The organism is Hydrogenophaga sp. (assembly GCF_026125825.1).
GTDB lineage: Bacteria > Pseudomonadota > Gammaproteobacteria > Burkholderiales > Burkholderiaceae_C > Hydrogenophaga.
Window position 1 is genome coordinate 15,571 of sequence record NZ_JAHCKK010000003.1, and the last position, 17,346, is coordinate 32,916.

Annotated in this window: 8 protein-coding genes; 7 read left to right on the forward strand and 1 reads right to left on the reverse strand. The window is 72.2% G+C overall.

Annotation, left to right across the window (positions count from 1 at the left end):
* Nucleotides 1-154: 154 nt before the first annotated feature.
* Genes KIT86_RS02475 through KIT86_RS02485 form a run of 3 tightly spaced genes read left to right on the forward strand, consistent with a single transcriptional unit; the run spans nt 155 to nt 2,413 of the window.
* Nucleotides 155-574 (forward strand): CopG family transcriptional regulator, encoded by a 420-nt coding sequence (locus KIT86_RS02475; protein WP_297394736.1) that lies wholly within the window; start codon nt 155-157, stop codon nt 572-574.
* Nucleotides 575-614: 40 nt separating this feature from the next.
* Nucleotides 615-1,751, forward strand: a complete 1,137-nt coding sequence (locus KIT86_RS02480; RefSeq protein ID WP_297394739.1) for a PHB depolymerase family esterase — start codon at nt 615-617, stop codon at nt 1,749-1,751.
* Nucleotides 1,748-2,413 carry a hypothetical protein gene (locus KIT86_RS02485; RefSeq protein WP_297394741.1) on the forward strand — a complete coding sequence of 222 codons (666 nt, stop codon included), beginning with the start codon at nt 1,748-1,750 and terminating at the stop codon, nt 2,411-2,413. The genes KIT86_RS02480 and KIT86_RS02485 overlap by 4 nt, the downstream gene beginning before the upstream one ends.
* A 60-nt stretch (nt 2,414-2,473) precedes the next feature.
* Here KIT86_RS02485 and KIT86_RS02490 read toward each other — a convergent pair whose 3' ends face one another.
* Entirely contained in the window at nt 2,474-3,214 is a 741-nt protein-coding gene (locus tag KIT86_RS02490) for a sulfite exporter TauE/SafE family protein (RefSeq protein WP_297394743.1), read from the reverse strand.
* Between the two features lie 83 nt (nt 3,215-3,297).
* Here KIT86_RS02490 and KIT86_RS02495 point away from each other — a divergent pair, with 83 nt between their 5' ends.
* From KIT86_RS02495 to KIT86_RS02510, 4 genes are all read left to right on the forward strand, one after another.
* On the forward strand, nt 3,298-4,215 hold the full coding sequence (locus KIT86_RS02495) for a LysR family transcriptional regulator (protein WP_297394745.1): 918 nt from the start codon (nt 3,298-3,300) through the stop codon (nt 4,213-4,215).
* A gap of 509 nt (nt 4,216-4,724) precedes the next feature.
* Nucleotides 4,725-13,136: an SdrD B-like domain-containing protein gene (locus tag KIT86_RS02500; protein ID WP_297394746.1), complete on the forward strand. Its 8,412-nt coding sequence runs from the start codon at nt 4,725-4,727 to the stop codon at nt 13,134-13,136.
* A complete protein-coding gene (locus KIT86_RS02505) occupies nt 13,133-16,267 on the forward strand; it encodes a hypothetical protein (protein ID WP_297394749.1) in 3,135 nt (1,044 codons plus the stop codon). Before KIT86_RS02500 ends, KIT86_RS02505 begins: the two co-directional genes overlap by 4 nt.
* 20 nt (nt 16,268-16,287) lie before the next feature.
* Nucleotides 16,288-17,346: an OmpA family protein gene (locus tag KIT86_RS02510; protein WP_297394752.1), complete on the forward strand. Its 1,059-nt coding sequence runs from the start codon at nt 16,288-16,290 to the stop codon at nt 17,344-17,346.

The window sequence follows — 17,346 nt, forward strand, 5'->3', positions numbered from 1 at the left end:
GGCGGGGGGGCTCTGGCGTCGGAGCCGGTGGCGCTTCGTGGGCAGGTGGCATGGGCACTGGGAGAAAAAAGGGTGCTCAAAGTATGGGGCCGATTGCGCCGCCCTTGGAAAGCTGTTTAAATGCCATCCATGTGGAATCCATATGGATGGTGAAATGACCCCTCGAACCCTTGAACCCAAGCCCCGCGTCGGGGATTCCGAGAAGATGACCGTGAACCTGGGTGTGGTCGATCTCGGCCAGGTGGACCTGCTGGTGCAGGAGGGCTTTTATTCCAACCGGTCCGACCTCGTCCGCACGGCGGTGCGCAACCTGCTGGCCCAGCACGGCGACACCTTGCGGCAGACGGTCGCGCGCCGCACCCTCACCCTGGGCCTGCAGCACCTGCGCCGGGCCGATCTCGAGCGCGCCGTGGCCGCCGGCGAGCGCCTGCGCGTGCAGGTCGTGGGTCTGGCGCGCATCGACGACGACGTCACCCCCGAACTCGCGCGCGATGCGATCGAGTCTGTTTCGGTGCTCGGTGCCTTTCACGCCAGCGCAGCGGTACGCCGCGCCTTGGCCGACCGCACGGTCTGAGCCCTTTTTTCTTTTGTCTTCTTCCATTCCGAAAGCGCCCATGAACGCCCCTCCCACGATTCCGTTGAGCGTGCAGCGCACCATCGAGCAGGCCCTGGCCCGCGCCGGGCTGGGCGCCGGCCCGGGCCCGCTGCTGGGCGTCACCGACACCAGCCGCCCGGCGCGGGCCAGCGCCGGCCTGGCTGGCGCGTTCGCCCCGCAGCAGCCGGCCGCGCCGGCACGGGCCGCAGGCCATGAGGCGGTCATCGACGTCGTCGCGCGCGAGTCCGGCGAACAAGGCCGCGCGCCCGAACCGGGTGTGGCGCGGGGCGAGGGCCGGTTCCTGCGCCGCAGCTTCAGCCATGCCGTTGGATCGCGCGACTACAAGCTCTACGTGCCTGCCGGGCGCGCCGGCGCAGGCCAGGCCGCGCCCCTGCCGCTGGTGGTGATGCTGCACGGCTGCACGCAGTCGGCGGACGATTTCGCCGCCGGCACGCAGATGAACCGCCTGGCCGACGCCCACGGTTGCCTGGTGGTCTACCCCGAGCAGCCGGCGGGCGCCAATCCCTCGCGCTGCTGGAACTGGTTCCGGGCCGAGGACCAGGGGCGTGAGGGCGGCGAGCCGGCCCTCATTGCCGGCATCGTGCGGGCCGTGGCGGCCGAGCACGCGGTGGACATGCGCCGCATCTTCGTGGCGGGACTTTCCGCCGGCGCGGCCATGGCGGTGATCCTGGGCGAGACCCATCCCGATCTGTTCGCCGCCGTGGGGGTGCACTCGGGCCTGCCCTACCGCAGTGCGAGCGACATCCCTTCCGCGCTGGCCGCGATGAAGGGCCGGGGCGCCGCCACCCCGCCGCCCACCGGACGGGCCGTGCCCACCATCGTCTTCCACGGCGACCGCGACCACACCGTGCAGGCGCGCAATGGCCAGCGTGTGGTCGAACACGCCGCCCAGGCCCATGGCCCGCAAGGGCTGCGGGTCCACACCGACACGGCCACCGTGCCTGGCGGCCGGCGCTACACCCGCACCGTGCATGCCGACGCTTCGGGCCGGCCCCGGGTGGAGTGGTGGACCCTGCACGGCGCCGGCCACGCCTGGTCGGGCGGACATGCATCGGGGTCGTACACCGATGGCAGCGGCCCCGATGCCTCGGCCGAGATGCTGCGCTTCTTCCTGGCGCAGGCCCCCGCGCCATGACGCCGCCGCGCCCTCGCGCCTCGCTGGCCGCGCGCGCCGGCCTGTTGCTGGCCCGCTTCGACGGCGCGGTGATGCGCGTCGAACCGGTGCGTCCCATCGCCGGGCAGGCGCTTGCTTGCCAGGCCCCGGCCACCTGGGCGGCCCTGCAGGCCTGGTGCCGCAGCGGCGCGCACTTTGCGGTGGCCACGCTCCTGCAGGGACCGCCGGCCCGGCGCGATGGCCTGGTCGAGGCCTTCTCGCGCGAGCTCGACGGCAGCAATCAGCTCGCCGCCGCCGGTGGCCGGTTGGCGGGCCTGCTGCTGCGCCTGCGCGTCAAGGCCCGCGACGCGATGTGGTGGCGCGCGCGCCAGCCCGCGGACCCGTGGGATGCCGGCTACCTGATCGGCGACCTGCAGGCGCTGCGGCTGTTCCGGCCGCGCCGCGCCACCTTGATGGTGGCGCAGGCGACGCTGGAGGAGGCCGTGCTGCGCGAGGCGGTGCAGATCCTGTCCGCCCACAGCGCCGGCTTTCAGCACCCGGTGCGGCTGCTGCTGCTGGGCCGCAGCATCGACGCACGGGCCTGGTCCAGCACCCCGAGCAGTTCCGAGGCCATCACCGAGATCGCCTGGTCGTGGGAGGCTGGCCCGTCCGCGAGCGCCTCCACGGCCAGCGCCAGCCGGTAGGCCCGTTCCAGGGCCTCGGCCAGTGCCAGTGCGTCGGGGCCGGGGGACATCCAAGGGGGCCTACAGGGCGCGCGCCAGCATGAGCGCGCCCAGCGCGAGGAACACGCTGTAGAGCGCGCGCTGGAACACCAGGATCGGCAGGCGCTGGCGCAGCAGCGAGCCGAACCGCAGCCCGGCGAAGGCCGCCCCCAGCGCGATGGCGTGGCCGGTCAGCGGCACCGCCGCGCCGCTGAGCACCGCCAGCGGCCCCAGCCGCACGGCCAGCGCCAGCGTGGCCACCAGAAAACTCAGGCCCAGGGCCTGGATCATCGCGTCCTTCTCCAGCCGCAGCGACTGCAGGTACGGGACCATGGGCATCACGAACACCCCGGTGGCGGCGGTGAGCAGACCCGAGAGCGCGCCGGCCACGCCGCCCAGGGGGCGTTCGAACCGCCCCGGCCCACGCAGTGCGGGCCGGGCCAGCCCCCACACGCCGTAGGCCACCAGCACCCCGCCCAGCGCGGCGCGTGCGCCCGCGCCCGCGCTGCCGAGATCGGGCAGCGGGCTCCACACCGTGGCCACCGCGAGCATCAGCCACAGGGGCCACAGGCGGCGCGCCAGGGCTCGGGCGTGCGGCCCGATGCATTGGGCGATGTTCGTCAACAGCGAAGGCAGCAGCATCAGCGTGGCCGCCGTGGCCGTCGGCATGAACAGGCCGAGCAGCGCGACGGAGAAGGTGGGCAGGCCCATGCCGGAAACGCCTTTGACCGCACCGGCAGCGAGGAACACGACGGCAATCAGCCCGAGCAGCAGAAGATCCATGGGGCTGCATGCTGCGGCCGCTGGCGCGGCCTGTCCATCGCGCATTGGCGGAGGTATCCTTCGCCGATGCCGGAGGATTGCCCATGACCGCCCCGCGAGCCGCGCCCACCTACCGTGTCGACCCATTCGACCTGCGCCTGTTCGCCGCCGTCGTGGAGCACGGCTCCATCACCGCCGGGGCGCGTCACATTCATCTCTCGCTGGCGGCCGCGAGCGCGCGGCTGCAGCAGTTGGAGCACGCGCTGGGCGCCACGCTCCTGCGGCGCTCCAAGCAGGGCGTGCGAACCACCGACGCCGGCCGCACCCTGCTGCTGCACGCGGCGCGTCTGCAACGCGGCATGGAGGCGCTGCACGCCGACATGGCGGCCCACGCCCACGGGGTGCGCAGCACGGTGCGCGTGGTCTGCAACACCGCCGCCATGACCGAGCACCTGCCGGCCCTGCTGGGCCGCTTCCTGGTCGAGCACCCGGACTTCGACGTGGACCTGCGCGAACTCAGCAGCCTGGACGCGCTGCTCGGCATGCGCCAGGAGCAGGCCGACATCGGCATCGTCTCCGACCACGTGGGCACCGAAGGGCTGAACACGCGGCTGTTTCGCCAGGACCGGCTGGTGGCGGTGATCCCCCGGGCGGGTGCGCGCGGTGGGCGCCGGCCGCTGCCCTTCGTCGACCTGCTCGAGCGCCCCTTCGTCGGACTGCCCGCGCAGAGTGGGCTCAGCCGCCTGCTGCATGAGCAGGCCTTGCAGCACGGCCGCGGCCTGCACCACCGCGTGCGGGTGCGCGGGCTGGACGCCGTGATGCAGCTGGTGGGCGACGGCGTGGGCGTGGCGGTGGTGCCCCAGGCCACGGCGCAGCGCCTGGCCAGCGAGCGGGTGGTGATGCGCCCGCTCAGCGACCCCTGGGCCACGCGGCGCTTGCTGCTGTGCACGGCAGGCGAGGCCCTGCCCGGTGCGGGCGCAGCCGCCCTGCACGCCTTTCTGGCCCGCCAGGCCGACGCGTAGACCGGCCGCAGCACCGCGCTTCGCGCATCGGCCATCGCGCCGGGGCCTCCGAGAGGGGGCCCCGGCGTTCTTTTTGGCGCCGCCAGCCTCCATTCCGCCCATGACCGTTGGTCGGATGATCGTTTAACAATCTTTTAACTAATTCGCACCTAATCTAAGTTAGCAAGCACACACGTTTGCTATGGAATATAGAGCGGCTGTTTTCCGCAACCTCGTCGATGAATTGTTAAAAATTCAATAAAAACAACAATCTATTAACAATCGACGAAGGTAATCCCAGGCGATTTGCCTAACGCACTTTGTTCGAATCATGACTTTTAACGCACTAATTGAGTCGTGAATCTGTAACAAATCGCGTGTATCGATACATTACACGCCTGTAACCAAATGCACTGACGCGCCGCGGAGCCCGTCCGCAGCAGCGGGTGCGATGGCGTTTCAGGTCCACCGGGCCGGGCGCCCCAAGGGACACGCGACCTGCGTTCGCGTGCCGCTCAGAGGGAAACAACATGCTTCGATTTTTTGCACGTGGCCAGGCCACGGGTCAGGGCGCGCCTGCGCGTTTGCCAGCCATCCTGCGCGGGCTCGCCCTTGGCGCGGCGGCCACGGTGTTTTCGGTGGGCGCGGCCCACGCGAGCCTGGTGGTGAGCCAGGCGGTGAGCGCCAGCACGATCGCGGTGGGCGAGCGCACCCGGCTGACCATCACCATCAGCAACAGCGACACGCAGGAAGACAACGCCTCGCTGACCAACACGCTGCCGCCGCAGCTGCGCTTTTATCCCGCAGGCCACCCGGGCCACGTGGCGCCCACGAGCACCTGCGCGGGCGCGGCGATCAACCTGGGCGCGGGCCCCGGGGGCGTCGACCGCCTTGAGGTCACCGGTTTCAGCATCCCGCCTCATGTCGGCGGCGTGGACGGCAGCTGCACGATCTCGGTGGACCTCACCTCCTACGACGGCGGCGGCACCTGGGACAACGTGATCAACGCCGGCGACCTCGCGCCGGCCGCGGTCTCGGGCGCGACGCAGAGTGTGGCCGTCACCGAGCTGCGCAACCCCACGGTGGCCAAGGACCTGGGCGGCGCCACGCTCACCCAGGGCCTCTCGCGCACCGCGACGCTCACGCTGAGCAACCCCAACAGCGCGTACAACATCCCCCTGACCAGCTTCACCGACAACCTGCCCTCGAACCTGCAGGTCACCGGCCTGGTCTCCAACACCTGTGGCGGCACGCCCGGCTTCACGGCCGGCAGCGTCACGCTCACCGGCGGCGCGATCCCCGCCGGCTCGCCCGGCACCTGCCAGCTGCGCTTCACGGTGCTGGGCGTGCTGCCGGCCGGCACCGCCTCGCAGGCGGGCGCCAACAGCCTGCCTGCCGGGGCCTTGGGCAACACGCGTGGCCTGACCTCGCCCGCGGTCACCACCCCCATCACGGTCAACAGCCCGATCACCGTGGCCAAAGGCTTCTCGGTCACGCCGCTGACCGCAGGCGCCGACTCGCTGATGACGGTGCGCATCGGCAACAACAGCGCCGCCGCGCTGACCAACGTCGGCCTGAGCGACACGACCGCGGGCGCGCGCTGGCCCGCTGCGCTGAACAACACCGGCGCCATCGGCGCGGCCCAGCTCAATGGCTGCGGCGCGGGCGCAACGCTGGTGGCCGGTGCCGGGGGGCAGGGCTTCGTGCTCGCCGGGGCTGAGATCGCCAGCGGCGGGGAATGCCGCATCCAGTTCAACGTGACCTCCACCACCACGGGCACGCACACCAACGCGCTGCCCGGCGGCGCGGTGAGCAACGCGCAGGGCTTCACCTCGCCCGCGAGCTCGGCACCGATCGAGGTGCGCGACAACGCGCTCACCGTCGCCAAGTCGATCGTCCCGAACACCGTCGCCCCCGGCGACGTGGCCCTGTTCTCGGTGGCGATCACCTCGTTCAGCCTCGCGCCGCAGACCAGCGTGAACTTCACCGACACCCTCGCTCGCGGGCATGTGTTCGTGGACGCGGGCAGCGGCGGCATCACGCCCGTCATCAACGGCGGTTGCACCTTTGCCGCTGGCGTGCCGATGCCGGCGCCGCTGGCCACCGCGCCGGGCTTCAGCATCCATTTCCCCGGCGCGGCGCCGGGCGGCACCACCTGCGTGGTGAGCTTCACCGCGCGCGTGCCGGCCAACGCCGTGCCGGGCACCACGCTCACCAACGGCAGCTTCAACGCCGGCAACGGCACGGTCTCGGGCACGTCGGGGGCGGTGAGCCTCACGGCGGTCAACCCTCTGGTGGTCACCAAGACCTTTGACGGCGTGACCGCGCGCCAGCGCTTCCAGGGCGCGCCCTCGGTGGCGCAGATCGAGCTGACCAACAACAACTTCTCGCCGCTGGCGGGCCTGAACTTCACCGACACGCTGCCCGCCGGTCTGCGCGTGGCCGACCCGGCCAACGCCACCACCACCTGCGGCGGCAGCGTCAGCGCCAACCCCGGTGATGCCTCCTTCTCCCTCAGTGGCGGCAGCCTGCCCGCGCGCGCGGGCACCAGCCCCTTCGCGCCCGGCCAGTGCAGCGTGCGCGTGAACGTGGTCGGCGGCACCATCGGCGTGCACACCAACAGCATCCCGGCCTACGATGGCAGCAACGCGGGCGCCACCGTCAGCGCCACCGGCACCGTGGGGAACGTGCCCGGCACGACGGTGCGCAACCTCAACGCCACGGCCGCCACGCTGGAGTACCTGCCTGCGCTGACCGTGGCCAAGACCTTCCTGACCAACCCGGTGCAGGCGGGGGGCACCAGCCGCGTGCGCATCACGCTGGGCAACACCGGCAATGGCCAGCTCACGGGCGTGCGCGCCACCGATGCGCTGGCCGGCACCGGCCTCACGCTCGCGACCCCGGCCAAGGCCAGCACCACCTGCGCCGGAGCGGTGGTGCTCAGCGCGCCCGATGGCGGCAACACCGCCTCGATCAGCGGCGCGACCATCGCGGGCGGCACCAGCTGCGACTTCCTGTTCGACGTGCTGAGCACCAGCAGCTCGCCCTCGGTCAACACGCTCGCGCCCGGCGCCGTCACGGCCGACGGCGGCGTGGCCAACACCCACCCGACATCCGCCACGCTGAACAAAGTCAGCAGCCGCGTGAACCTCACCAAGAGCTTCGCGCCCACGTCCATCGCCGGCCCGGGCAGCGTCTCGCGCCTGACCATCGTCATCGACAACACCACCGCCACCGCGCTGACCGAACTCGCGCTGGCCGACAACATGCCCCCCGGCATGGTGGTCGGCGTGGTGCCCAACGCCAGCACCACCTGCCCGGGCGGCAGCGTGGAGGCCGCAAGCGGCACCCGCCTGGTGCGCCTGAGCGGCGGCACGCTCGCCGGCAACGCGAGCTGCACGGTGTCGGTGGACATCACCTCCAGCGTCGTGGGCACGCTCAACAACACCCTGCCGGCCGGTGCGATCACCAACACGCAGGGCGTGACCAACACCAACCCCTTCACCGCCAACCTCGGTGCGCTCGCGGGCATGGGCGTGGAGAAACACTTCGAGCCCTCCGCCGTGGCGGCGGGCCAGCCCGCGCGCCTGGTGATCCAGGTGCGCAACTCGCTGCCGCAGGCCCTCACCAACATCTCCGCCACCGACAACCTGCCCGCCGGCATGGTCGTGGCCACCCCGGCCAACGCCAGCACCACCTGCGCGGGAGCGGTGATCACCGCCGTCGGTGACAAGGTCTCCTTCCGGGGTGCGCAGCTGCCCATGGGCCCCAGCGTCTGCGAGGTGCGCGTCAACGTGGTCGTGCCGGTCGCGGGCGCCTACGTCAACACCATGCCAGGCGGCACCGTGATCGCCAATGACGGCGCGGTGACCAACCCGCAGCCCGGCCCCAGTGCCACGCTGCACGTGCTGCAGCCGCCCACCGTCGCCAAGGCCTTCGCGCAGGGCACCGTGGCGCCCGGCGTGCCCAACCGCCTCACGGTGACCCTCAGCAACCCCAACGCCGCGCAGGCCTTGACCGGCGTCGCGCTGCGCGACGCGCTGCCCGCCGGCCTGTTCGTCGCGCAGGTGCCCAACGCCTCGACCACCTGCGCCGGCGGCACGGTGAGCGCCGTCGCCTCGGCCGACAGCGCCCAGATCGCCGGCGCCACGGTGCCGGCCGGCGGCTCGTGCAGCTTTGCCTTCGACACCGTCTCCAACGTGCCGGGCCTGTACACCAACACCATCCCCGCCGGTGCGATCACCAGCAACGAAGGCGTGAGCAACCCCGACCCGGCGAGCGCACCCGTGCGCGTGCTCGAGCCGCCCACGGTGGTCAAGGCCTTCGTGCCACCGAGCATCTCGCCCAACGGCGTGTCCCGCCTGACCATCACGCTGGGCAATGCCAACCCGGCGGCCCAGACCCTGGCGCAGGCGCTGGACGACATGCTGCCGGCCGGCGTGCTGGTCGCGCCCACGCCGGCCATCGGCGGCACCTGCAGCACCGGCTCGGTCACGGCCGCGGCTGGCACGGCGCTGGTGCGCTACGCCAGCGGCGCGAGCATCCCGCCAGGCGGCTGCACGATCTCGGTGGACGTGACGGCCGCCGTGGCCGGCACCTACCCCAACCGCATCCTGGCCGGCGCGCTGCGCACCGACGCAGGCAGCAACCCCACGCCGGCCGAGGCGCCCCTGGTGGTCAGCCCGCTGGGCTCGATCTCGGGCCGCATCTACCTCGATGCCAACAACGACGGCGCCTTCACCGCGGGTGAAGCGCCTCTGGCCGGCCAGGCGGTGAGCCTGCTGCGCGCCAGCGACGGCCAGGTGCTGCAGAAGACCACCACCGATGCGGGCGGCTTCTACGTGTTCAGCGGTCTGGCGGATTCCGCCACGCTGGGCTCGGCCTACACGGTGCGCTACCTGCGCTCGGGCAGCGACTCGGTGGGCGGCAGCGCGCTGGCGCCATCGAATGCGCTCAACGCGTCGAGCCGCAGCTACCAGGCCCGTGTGACCGGCGCCACCGCCGCCGAAGCCAGCCTGGTGGGCGGCACCGGCCAGGTGGCCACGCCTTCGGTGGACGCCGCGAACGCGGTGTCGTTGCGCAGCGGCATCCGGCTCGACGCGGCCGGCGGCAACGTCGCCAGCTCGGTGGGCAACCATTTTGGTGAACTGCGGGCGTCCGAGATCGCCGGCCAGGTCTACCGGGACGACAACCACAACGGCGTGCGCAACGGCACCGAACCCGGCCTGGCGGGCGTGCAGATCACGCTCGTGGGCGTGGACGACCGGGGCAACCCGGTCTCGCTGAGCACCACCACCGACGCCAACGGCCTCTACCGCTTCGCCGACCTGCGGCCCAGCTGCAGCCCGCTGGCGGCCCCGGCCTGCCCGGGCTACGTGGTCACGCAGGGCGCGCAGCCCGCCGGCACGGTCAACGGCATTCCCTCGGCCGGCACGGTCAACGACCTGGGTTCGGGCGGCGCCACCGGCACCGCCGGCACCGCGTCGAACAACGCGCCCGCCATCGCCCACGGCGCGCCGGCCTACAGCATCCCGGCCGGCACCAGCCGCATTGCCGGCATCGTGCTGCCGCCCAACGCCCGCTCGGCCGGCAACAACTTCGGCGAGATCGGCAACGACCGCAGCATCAGCGGCCGCGTCTTCACCGACGCCAACGGCGACGGCGTCTTCAACGGCGGCGATGCCGGCGTGGGCAGCGGCGCCAGCGGCGCGAACAACCAGCCCCAGACCCTCACGCTGACCGGCAACGACCTCGGCGGCAACCCGGTGTCGATCACCACCACCACCGACGCCTCGGGCCAGTACAGCTTCACCGGGGTCCCGCCCGGCACCAGCTACACCGTGACCTGCACCAGCTGCGCCCCCCCGGCGGGTTTCATCAACAGCACCACACCGCTGGCCTGGCCCGGCAGCACCGGGGGGGCGGCGGGCGGGACCCAGGCCGTGCCGGCGATCACCGGCATCGACCTCAGCGGCGTGAAGACCGCATCGATGGACAACCACTTCACCAAGACCCTGCCCGGCAGCCAGATCTCGGGTGTCGTCTACTTCGACCCCGACAACAGCGGCGGCGTGTTCACGCCCGACGACCAGCCGGTGCCCGGGCGCACCCTGGAGCTGCGCGACCAGGCGAGCAACTCGCTGATCGCCACCACCACCACCGACGCCAGCGGCGCCTACAGCTTCGTCGGCCTGCCGGTGGGCAACTACCGCGTGCTCATGCCGGCCCTGCCGGCGGGCACCACCCACGGCATCACCAGCGCGGGCACGCTGGCGGGCGCACCCAACGGGACGCCCAGCGCGCCCGGCGCGTCCCCCGCGTCCATCGCCAGCATCACCGTGGCCGCGAACCAGAGCACGGCGAACCACAACTTCCCGCTGGTCGCCAACATCCAGGTCGCCGGCCGCGTCTACGAAGACCGCGACTTCGACGGCCAGTTCGGCGGCGCCGATGTGGGCCTGCCCGGCAGCACCCTGGGCCTGATGGGCACCGACGCGTTCGGCAACGCCATCACGCGCTACACCACCACCAACGCCAGCGGCCAGTACAGCTTCACCGGTCTGGCCCCGGGCAACTACACGGTGCGGCAAACCCAGCCGCTGGGCTACACCAGCGTGGCCAACACGCCCGGCCCCGTCACCGGCGGCAGCGCCGGCACCGTGGGCCCGCTCGGCGGCGCGGTCGAGACCATCGCGCTGCGCTTCGTCGCCACCCCCGGTGCGGCGCTGCAGGTGAACTTTGGTGAAACGCAGGGCGAAGGCGTGCGCGGCTACAAGTCGGCGCGCATCGTCTCGCCCGCCGGCGCCGTGGGCGTTTCGCCCGGTGCCGAGGTGGTCTGGCAGGTGATCTACCAAAACGACAGCGCCTACCCGGTCACGGTCGATGTGCGCGACACACTGCCCGATTTCATGACGCGCGCCGGCGCGCCCGCCATCACCCATGGCGGTGGCAACGGCGGCGTGTTCACGCCCAACGCAGGCTTCACCGGCAGCGCGGGCGGCGACCTGCTGGGCTCGGCCAACCTGCCCGCGGGGACCTGGGTGTCGGTCGACATCCCGGTGCTCGTCACGGCCGGCGCCACCACCACGCGCTTCAATCAGGCCACGGCCGGGCCGACCGGCATCCGCACCGATGCGGTGGACAACGGCACGCCCACCGGCGGGCCGGGGCAGCCGCCCCCGGGCGTGATCCCACCGGGCAGCGTGCCCCAGACCCCGTACCAGACCCCGGGCCTGGACGCCACCGGCGTGCCGCTGTCCTCGCTGCCGGCCGCGCTCTCCGGCTTCGTCTGGCGCGACAACAACGGCGACCGCCGCCGCGACGGCAATGACACCGCCATCCCCGACTGGGCGGTGGAAGTGGTGGGCAGCGACGGCCAGGCCGTGGCCTGCCGCCTGGTGCCGTCCAACAGCGCGCAGGGCTGCGTGAGCATGCCCGATGGCCGCAGCCTGTTCCGCACCGGGGCCGACGGCGCCTACGGCGTGATCGGCCTGGTGCCCGGCGACTACAAGGTCTTCTTCCGCGACCCGGCCAACAACGTCATCTACGGCACGCCGCAGAACAGCGGCGGCGACACCAACTCGCGCCTGTCGCGCGAACGCGACCACCTGGCCGTCTCGCTGCAGCCCGGCGCCAACCTGCAGCAGCAGGACCTGCCGCTCGACCCCTCGGGCGTGGTCTACGACGCCAACACCCGCGCGCCGGTCGACGCCTCGCTGGTGCGCTTGTGCGGCCCGGCCGGCTTCAACCCGGCCACCATGCTGGTGGGCGGCGCCAGCTACGTGGCCGTGGGCCACTGCGCTCAGATGACGACCGGGCCGCAGGGCTTCTACCAGTTCCTGCTGGCCCCCGGTGCACCCACGGGCGAGTACACGCTGAGCGCCTCCGCGCCCAACTACGCGCCCACGCCGATCGCGTCCATCCCGCCAGCGCCCGGCGTGTTCGCGCCCTCCGGTGCCTCGCCCTACCTGGTGCAGGCCCAGGCCGGCCCGCCGCCCATCGGCCAGCCCACCACCTACTACCTGCGCCTGAACCTGGCGCCGGGCATGCCCGACCTGATCCACAACCACATCCCGCTGGAGCCCTTCAACGGTGCCGGCCTGTTCCTGCAGAAGCAGGTGCTGCGCGACGTGGTCGAGATCGGTGACTCGGTGCAGTACACGCTGCGCGTGCAAAGCCCCAACGGGGCGGCGAGCAACGTGGTCATCACCGACAGCCTGCCCGCCGGCCTGCGCCTGATCCCGGGCACGGTCGCGCAGGACGGCGTGGCCGTGGCCGACCCGGCCGGCTCGCCCGGCCCGGTGTTGAGCTTCGCACTCGGCCACTTCGCCGCCAACACGCCGGTCACCGTGACCTACCGCGTGCGCGTCGGTGTCGGCGCCCAGCAGGGCGACGGCATCAACCGCGCCCAGGCCGCCGGTGTGGTGGGTGGCGTGCCCGTCACCTCCAACCGTGCGCAAGCCCGCATCCGCATCACCGGCGGCGTCTTCTTCCAGGAAGCCTGCGTGATGGGCAAGGTGTTCATGGACTGCAACCGCAACCGCATCCAGGACGCCGAGGAAGTCGGCATCCCCGGCGTGCGCCTGTACCTGCAGGACGGCACGCACCTGGTCTCCGACAGCGAAGGCAAGTACAGCATCTGCGGCCTGCCCGCGCGCACCTCGGTGCTGCGCGTGGACCCGACCACGCTGCCCGACGGCAGCCAGCTCGTGACCAGCAGCAACCGCAACGCGCTGGACGCCGGCAGCCTGTTCCTCGACCTCAAGTTCGGCGAGCTGCACCGCGCCGACTTCATCGAGGGCAGCTGCTCGCCCGCCGTGCTCGAACAGGTGGAAAACCGCCGCCGCCTCGGCCAGATCGTCGCCCCGCTGGTCGACCCACCGACACCCACCCCGCGTGTCTTCCGCTCCGGCCCGCCGGCCCGCGTGGGAGGTGCGAAATGAAGGCCCGTCTTGCCATGCTGCCCCTGCGATCCGCTCTGACCTCGGCCGTGCTGCTCCTGCCCCTGGGCCTGGTGCTCGCGCAGACCGCCGCACCCCAGGCCTCGCGCTTCACGCCCCTGGCCCCGGGCAACGATCCGGCCCGAGGCCCTGGTGAAACCGCGCTGCCCGCGCCCACCACCTCGCTGCCGCTGGCCGCCAACTGGCGCGCCACCAGCCTGGCCGACCACGGCCAGCTGGTGCTCGAAGCCGCGCAGGACCAGGTCAGTGCCGACGGCCGCTCGGTGGTGCGGCTCACCCTGCGCCTGTTCGACCGCGACGGCCAGAAGGTGACCGCACCCACCGACGTGACCGTGGCCACCACCCGGGGCCGCGTGCGCCTGCCCAACGCCGCCGTGGACGAGCCGCCGCGCCAGAACCTGCGCCTTTCGGTGCGCGGCGGCCAAGCCGTGGTCGAGCTCGTCGCCTCGCACGAACCGGGCGATGCCGACCTGCAGGTGCAGTCCGGCAACGTGGTGGTGCAAGGGCGCGTGGCCATGGTGACCGAGCGCCGGCCCATGATCGCCGTCGGCGTCATCGAAGGCACGCTCGACCTCAGCCGCCTCCAGGCCTCGCAGGTCAGCCCCGCGCGCGAGAACGACGGCTTCGAGCTGGAGATCCAGCGCCATGCCAATGGGTTCGACAACGGCAAGGGCTCGCTGGGCGCGCGCACCGCGTTCTTCCTCAAGGGCGTGGTCAAGGGCGAGACCCTGCTCACCCTGGCCTACGACTCCGAGAAGGAAAGCCGGGGCCGGCTGTTCCGCGACATCCAGCCCGACCAGTACTACCCGATCTACGGCGACTCCTCGCTGCGCGGCTTCGACGCGCAATCGCGCCAGCGCCTGTACGTGCGGGTCGACCAGGGCCGCTCCTTTGTGCTGTTCGGTGACTTCAACACCGGCACCGGCGGTCCCGCGCGCGAGCTCAGCCGCCTGAACCGCTCGGTCTCGGGCCTGCAGCTGCACCACGAGGGCGACACCTTCGAGGCCAATGCCTGGGTGGTGCGCGACAACGTCGCCCAGGTGGTGGACGAACAGCCCGCGCGCGGCGTCTCCGGCCCGTACCGGCTCTCCAGCAGCGAGGGCATCTCGGGTTCCGAGAAGGTCGAGATCCTCACCCGCGACCGCAACCAGCCCTCCATCATCCTGCGCGCCGAGCCCATGGTGCGCTTCGTGGACTACGAATTCGAGCCCTTCGCCGGCAGCGTCGTGTTCCGCGCGCCCGTGCCCTCGGTGGACGCGAACCTCAACCCGATGTCGGTGCGCATCACCTACGAGGTGGAGCAGGGCGGGCCCAAGTACTGGCTCGGCGGCGTGGACGGTTCGTGGCGCATCACGCCTGCGCTCGAAATCGGCGCCAGCCACGTGGCATCGCAGGACCCGTCCGACCCCTACACGCTCAGCGGCGTGAACGCCACGCTGCGCCTGGGCGAGCAGAGCTGGGCGCTGGTGGAACTGGCGCGCTCCGACCGCGAGGCCCTGGGCGAGCGGGGCAAGGGCGACGGCGCGCGCATGGAAGTGCGCCACCAGGGCGAGCGGCTCGACGCCCGCCTGTGGGCCGGCGAGACCGACCGCGGATTTCACAACCTTTCGTCCTCCTACAACGGCGGGCGCGCCGAAGCCGGTGCGGTGGCCACCTACCGGATCGACGAAGACTGGTCGCTGCGCGTGGACGCCATGCGCTCCGAAGACAAGGCGGTGCAAGCGGTGCGCGAGACGGCCTACGCCGGCGTGCAGTACCGCCTCACGCCCAAGTGGACCGTGGGCGTGGGCCTGCGCCACGGCCGCGACGAAGGCGGCGTGCCCAACGCGGCCTCGGCCTGGGGCGTGAACATCCCGCAGACCTCCGGCTTCACACCGTTCCAGATCAACGCACCGCTGTTCTCGGCCGCGCCGGGCCAGACGCGCAGCTTCACCGCGCTCTCGCTGAGCGCGCAGGGCCAGCTCAGCGACCGCCTGAGCGTGCTCGGCGAGTTCGAGCAGGACGTGGAGAACGCGCGCGGCCAGCGCATCACGCTCGGCGCCGACTACCGGCTGAGCGAGCAGTTCCGCGCCTACGGGCGGGCCGAAGTGTCCAAGGGGCTGGGCGGCGTCAATGGCCTGGCCACCGATGGGCGCGAGACCGCGCTGGTGGCGGGCCTGTCCAGCGAGACCTTCCGCGACGGCGAGGTCTTCAACGAGTACCGCCTGCGCGACGCGATCTCGGGCGAGGACGCGGTCAACGCCATCGGCCTGCGCCAGACCTTCCGCGTGGCCGAGGGCGTGCGCTACAGCGCCAGCGTCGAACACCAGAAAGCGATCGCGGGCGATGCCTCGTCCGCCACCGCGCTCACCGGCGGCATCGACCTGGCCTACGACCCGACCTGGCGCGCCACCGGCCGCCTGGAATGGCGCCGCGACCGCAACCACGACGCCTGGCTCTCCACGCTGGGCACCACCGTGAAGATCGACCGCGACTGGTCCTTGCTCGCGCGCAACACGCTCTCGCTGCAGAACGCGCGCCACGCGGGCGCCTACGACCAGTGGCAGGACCGCTTCCAGGTGGGCGCGGCCTACCGCCAGACCGACCTCAACCGCGTCAACGCGCTCGGCCTGTACGAGCTGCGCGCCGAGAACGATCAGAACCCCGGCGTGGAATACCGCCGCACCTCGCACGCGGTATCGCTGCACGCCGACTACCACCCCAGCCGGCCCTGGTGGCTCACCGCTCGCCTGGCGGGCAAGCGCGTGTCCGAGCGGTTCCTGGGCGGCATGCGCGCCAACTACACCGCCTGGCTGGCCGGTGGCCGCATCACCTGGGACCTGTCCGAGCGCTGGGACGTGGGCCTGCAGCACTACCTCATGTGGAGCCCGCAAGGCAACACGCGGCAGGACGCCTTCGGTGTCGAAGCGGGCTACCTCGTGAAGGCCAACCTCTGGCTGTCCTTCGGCGTGAACCTGCGGGGCTTCCGCGACGATGAGCTGACCGGCGCGGCCTACACCCGCAAGGGCGTTTACCTGCGGTTGCGCTTCAAGTTCGACGAAACCCTGTTCCGGGGCAGCGATCCCGCCACCAACCGCGCCCTGAGCCCGCTGGCTTCGGCGGCCCGTCCCTGATCTGTTGAGAGGCCCATGCCATGACATCCCATCGCTTTCTTCTTTCCCTGCTGGCACTGGCGGCCCTGAGCGGCTGTGCCGTGACCGACCCGCGCGCCACCGACCGCGCCCCCGGCGCCGTGCCGCCCTTTGCCCAGGCCACGCGCTTCACCGACGAGGCGCAACGGGCCGACCACCGCGCGCTGCAGTCGGTGCAGGACCGCCTGGCCGCCTTGCAGAAAGACGGCCGCGTGCCGCAGACCAGCGGCCCCTGGGCCAAGGCGCAATGCTGGCTCGACATGGCGCGCCAGAACTACCACGAGAACGACCGCGGCCCCGTCATCGGCGAGGCGCTGGCCGAGTCGGTCAGGCTGGTCGAGGCGCTGGAGCAAGGCGCCAGCCCCGAGCAGCGCACGCCCCTGATCGGGGGCAGCGTGCGCCTGCGTGAAGACCTGTGGGCGCGCGCCGAACGCGGCCGCAGCGGGCCCGGTGCGGCCTGCGTGGCCGCGCAGGCCGCCTGCCTGGAGGTGCAGCTGGTCTGGATGGGCCACGAGTACGCCGAAGGCGGCTGGCGCCACGCCAACCCCTACATCGGCATGGCCGAGACCATGGCCGCGCGCATGGAAGCCGGGCAGGCCGCCTGCGCCACGCCGGCCGTGGCCGCCGCGCCGGCGCCCACGCCGGCGGTGGTCGAGCGCGTCATCGAGCGCCTGGTGCTCGCCACCGACGCGGTGTTCGAGTTCGACCGCGCGGGCCTCAACGACATCGGCGCGGCCGGCCGTGCGCGGCTGGACCGGCTGGCCGATCGCGCCAAGGGCCTGCAAGGCATCGAGCGCATCGTGCTGGTCGGCCACACCGACCGCCTGGGCAGCGACGCGCACAACCAGCCGCTCTCGCTGCAACGCGCCACCGCCGTGCGCGACCACCTGGTCGCGCGGGGCATGGACGCCGCACTGTTCGTGGTCGAAGGCCGCGGCAGCGCCGAGCCGGTGAAGACCTGCAGCGACGAATGGCCGCGCAGCGCGCTCATCGCCTGCCTGCGCGACAACCGCCGCGTGGAGGTGGAGATCCGGGGCCGGGTGGTGAACCCGGCACGTTGA

What these genes read in the sequence shown, in the direction of transcription:
- KIT86_RS02475 (WP_297394736.1), top strand. Translation starts at nt 155, where the DNA reads ATGACCCCTCGAACCCTTGAACCCAAGCCCCGCGTCGGGGATTCCGAG.
- KIT86_RS02480 (WP_297394739.1), top strand. Translation starts at nt 615, where the DNA reads ATGAACGCCCCTCCCACGATTCCGTTGAGCGTGCAGCGCACCATCGAG.
- KIT86_RS02485 (WP_297394741.1), top strand. Translation starts at nt 1,748, where the DNA reads ATGACGCCGCCGCGCCCTCGCGCCTCGCTGGCCGCGCGCGCCGGCCTG.
- KIT86_RS02490 (WP_297394743.1), bottom strand. Translation starts at nt 3,214, where the DNA reads ATGGATCTTCTGCTGCTCGGGCTGATTGCCGTCGTGTTCCTCGCTGCC.
- KIT86_RS02495 (WP_297394745.1), top strand. Translation starts at nt 3,298, where the DNA reads ATGACCGCCCCGCGAGCCGCGCCCACCTACCGTGTCGACCCATTCGAC.
- KIT86_RS02500 (WP_297394746.1), top strand. Translation starts at nt 4,725, where the DNA reads ATGCTTCGATTTTTTGCACGTGGCCAGGCCACGGGTCAGGGCGCGCCT.
- KIT86_RS02505 (WP_297394749.1), top strand. Translation starts at nt 13,133, where the DNA reads ATGAAGGCCCGTCTTGCCATGCTGCCCCTGCGATCCGCTCTGACCTCG.
- KIT86_RS02510 (WP_297394752.1), top strand. Translation starts at nt 16,288, where the DNA reads ATGACATCCCATCGCTTTCTTCTTTCCCTGCTGGCACTGGCGGCCCTG.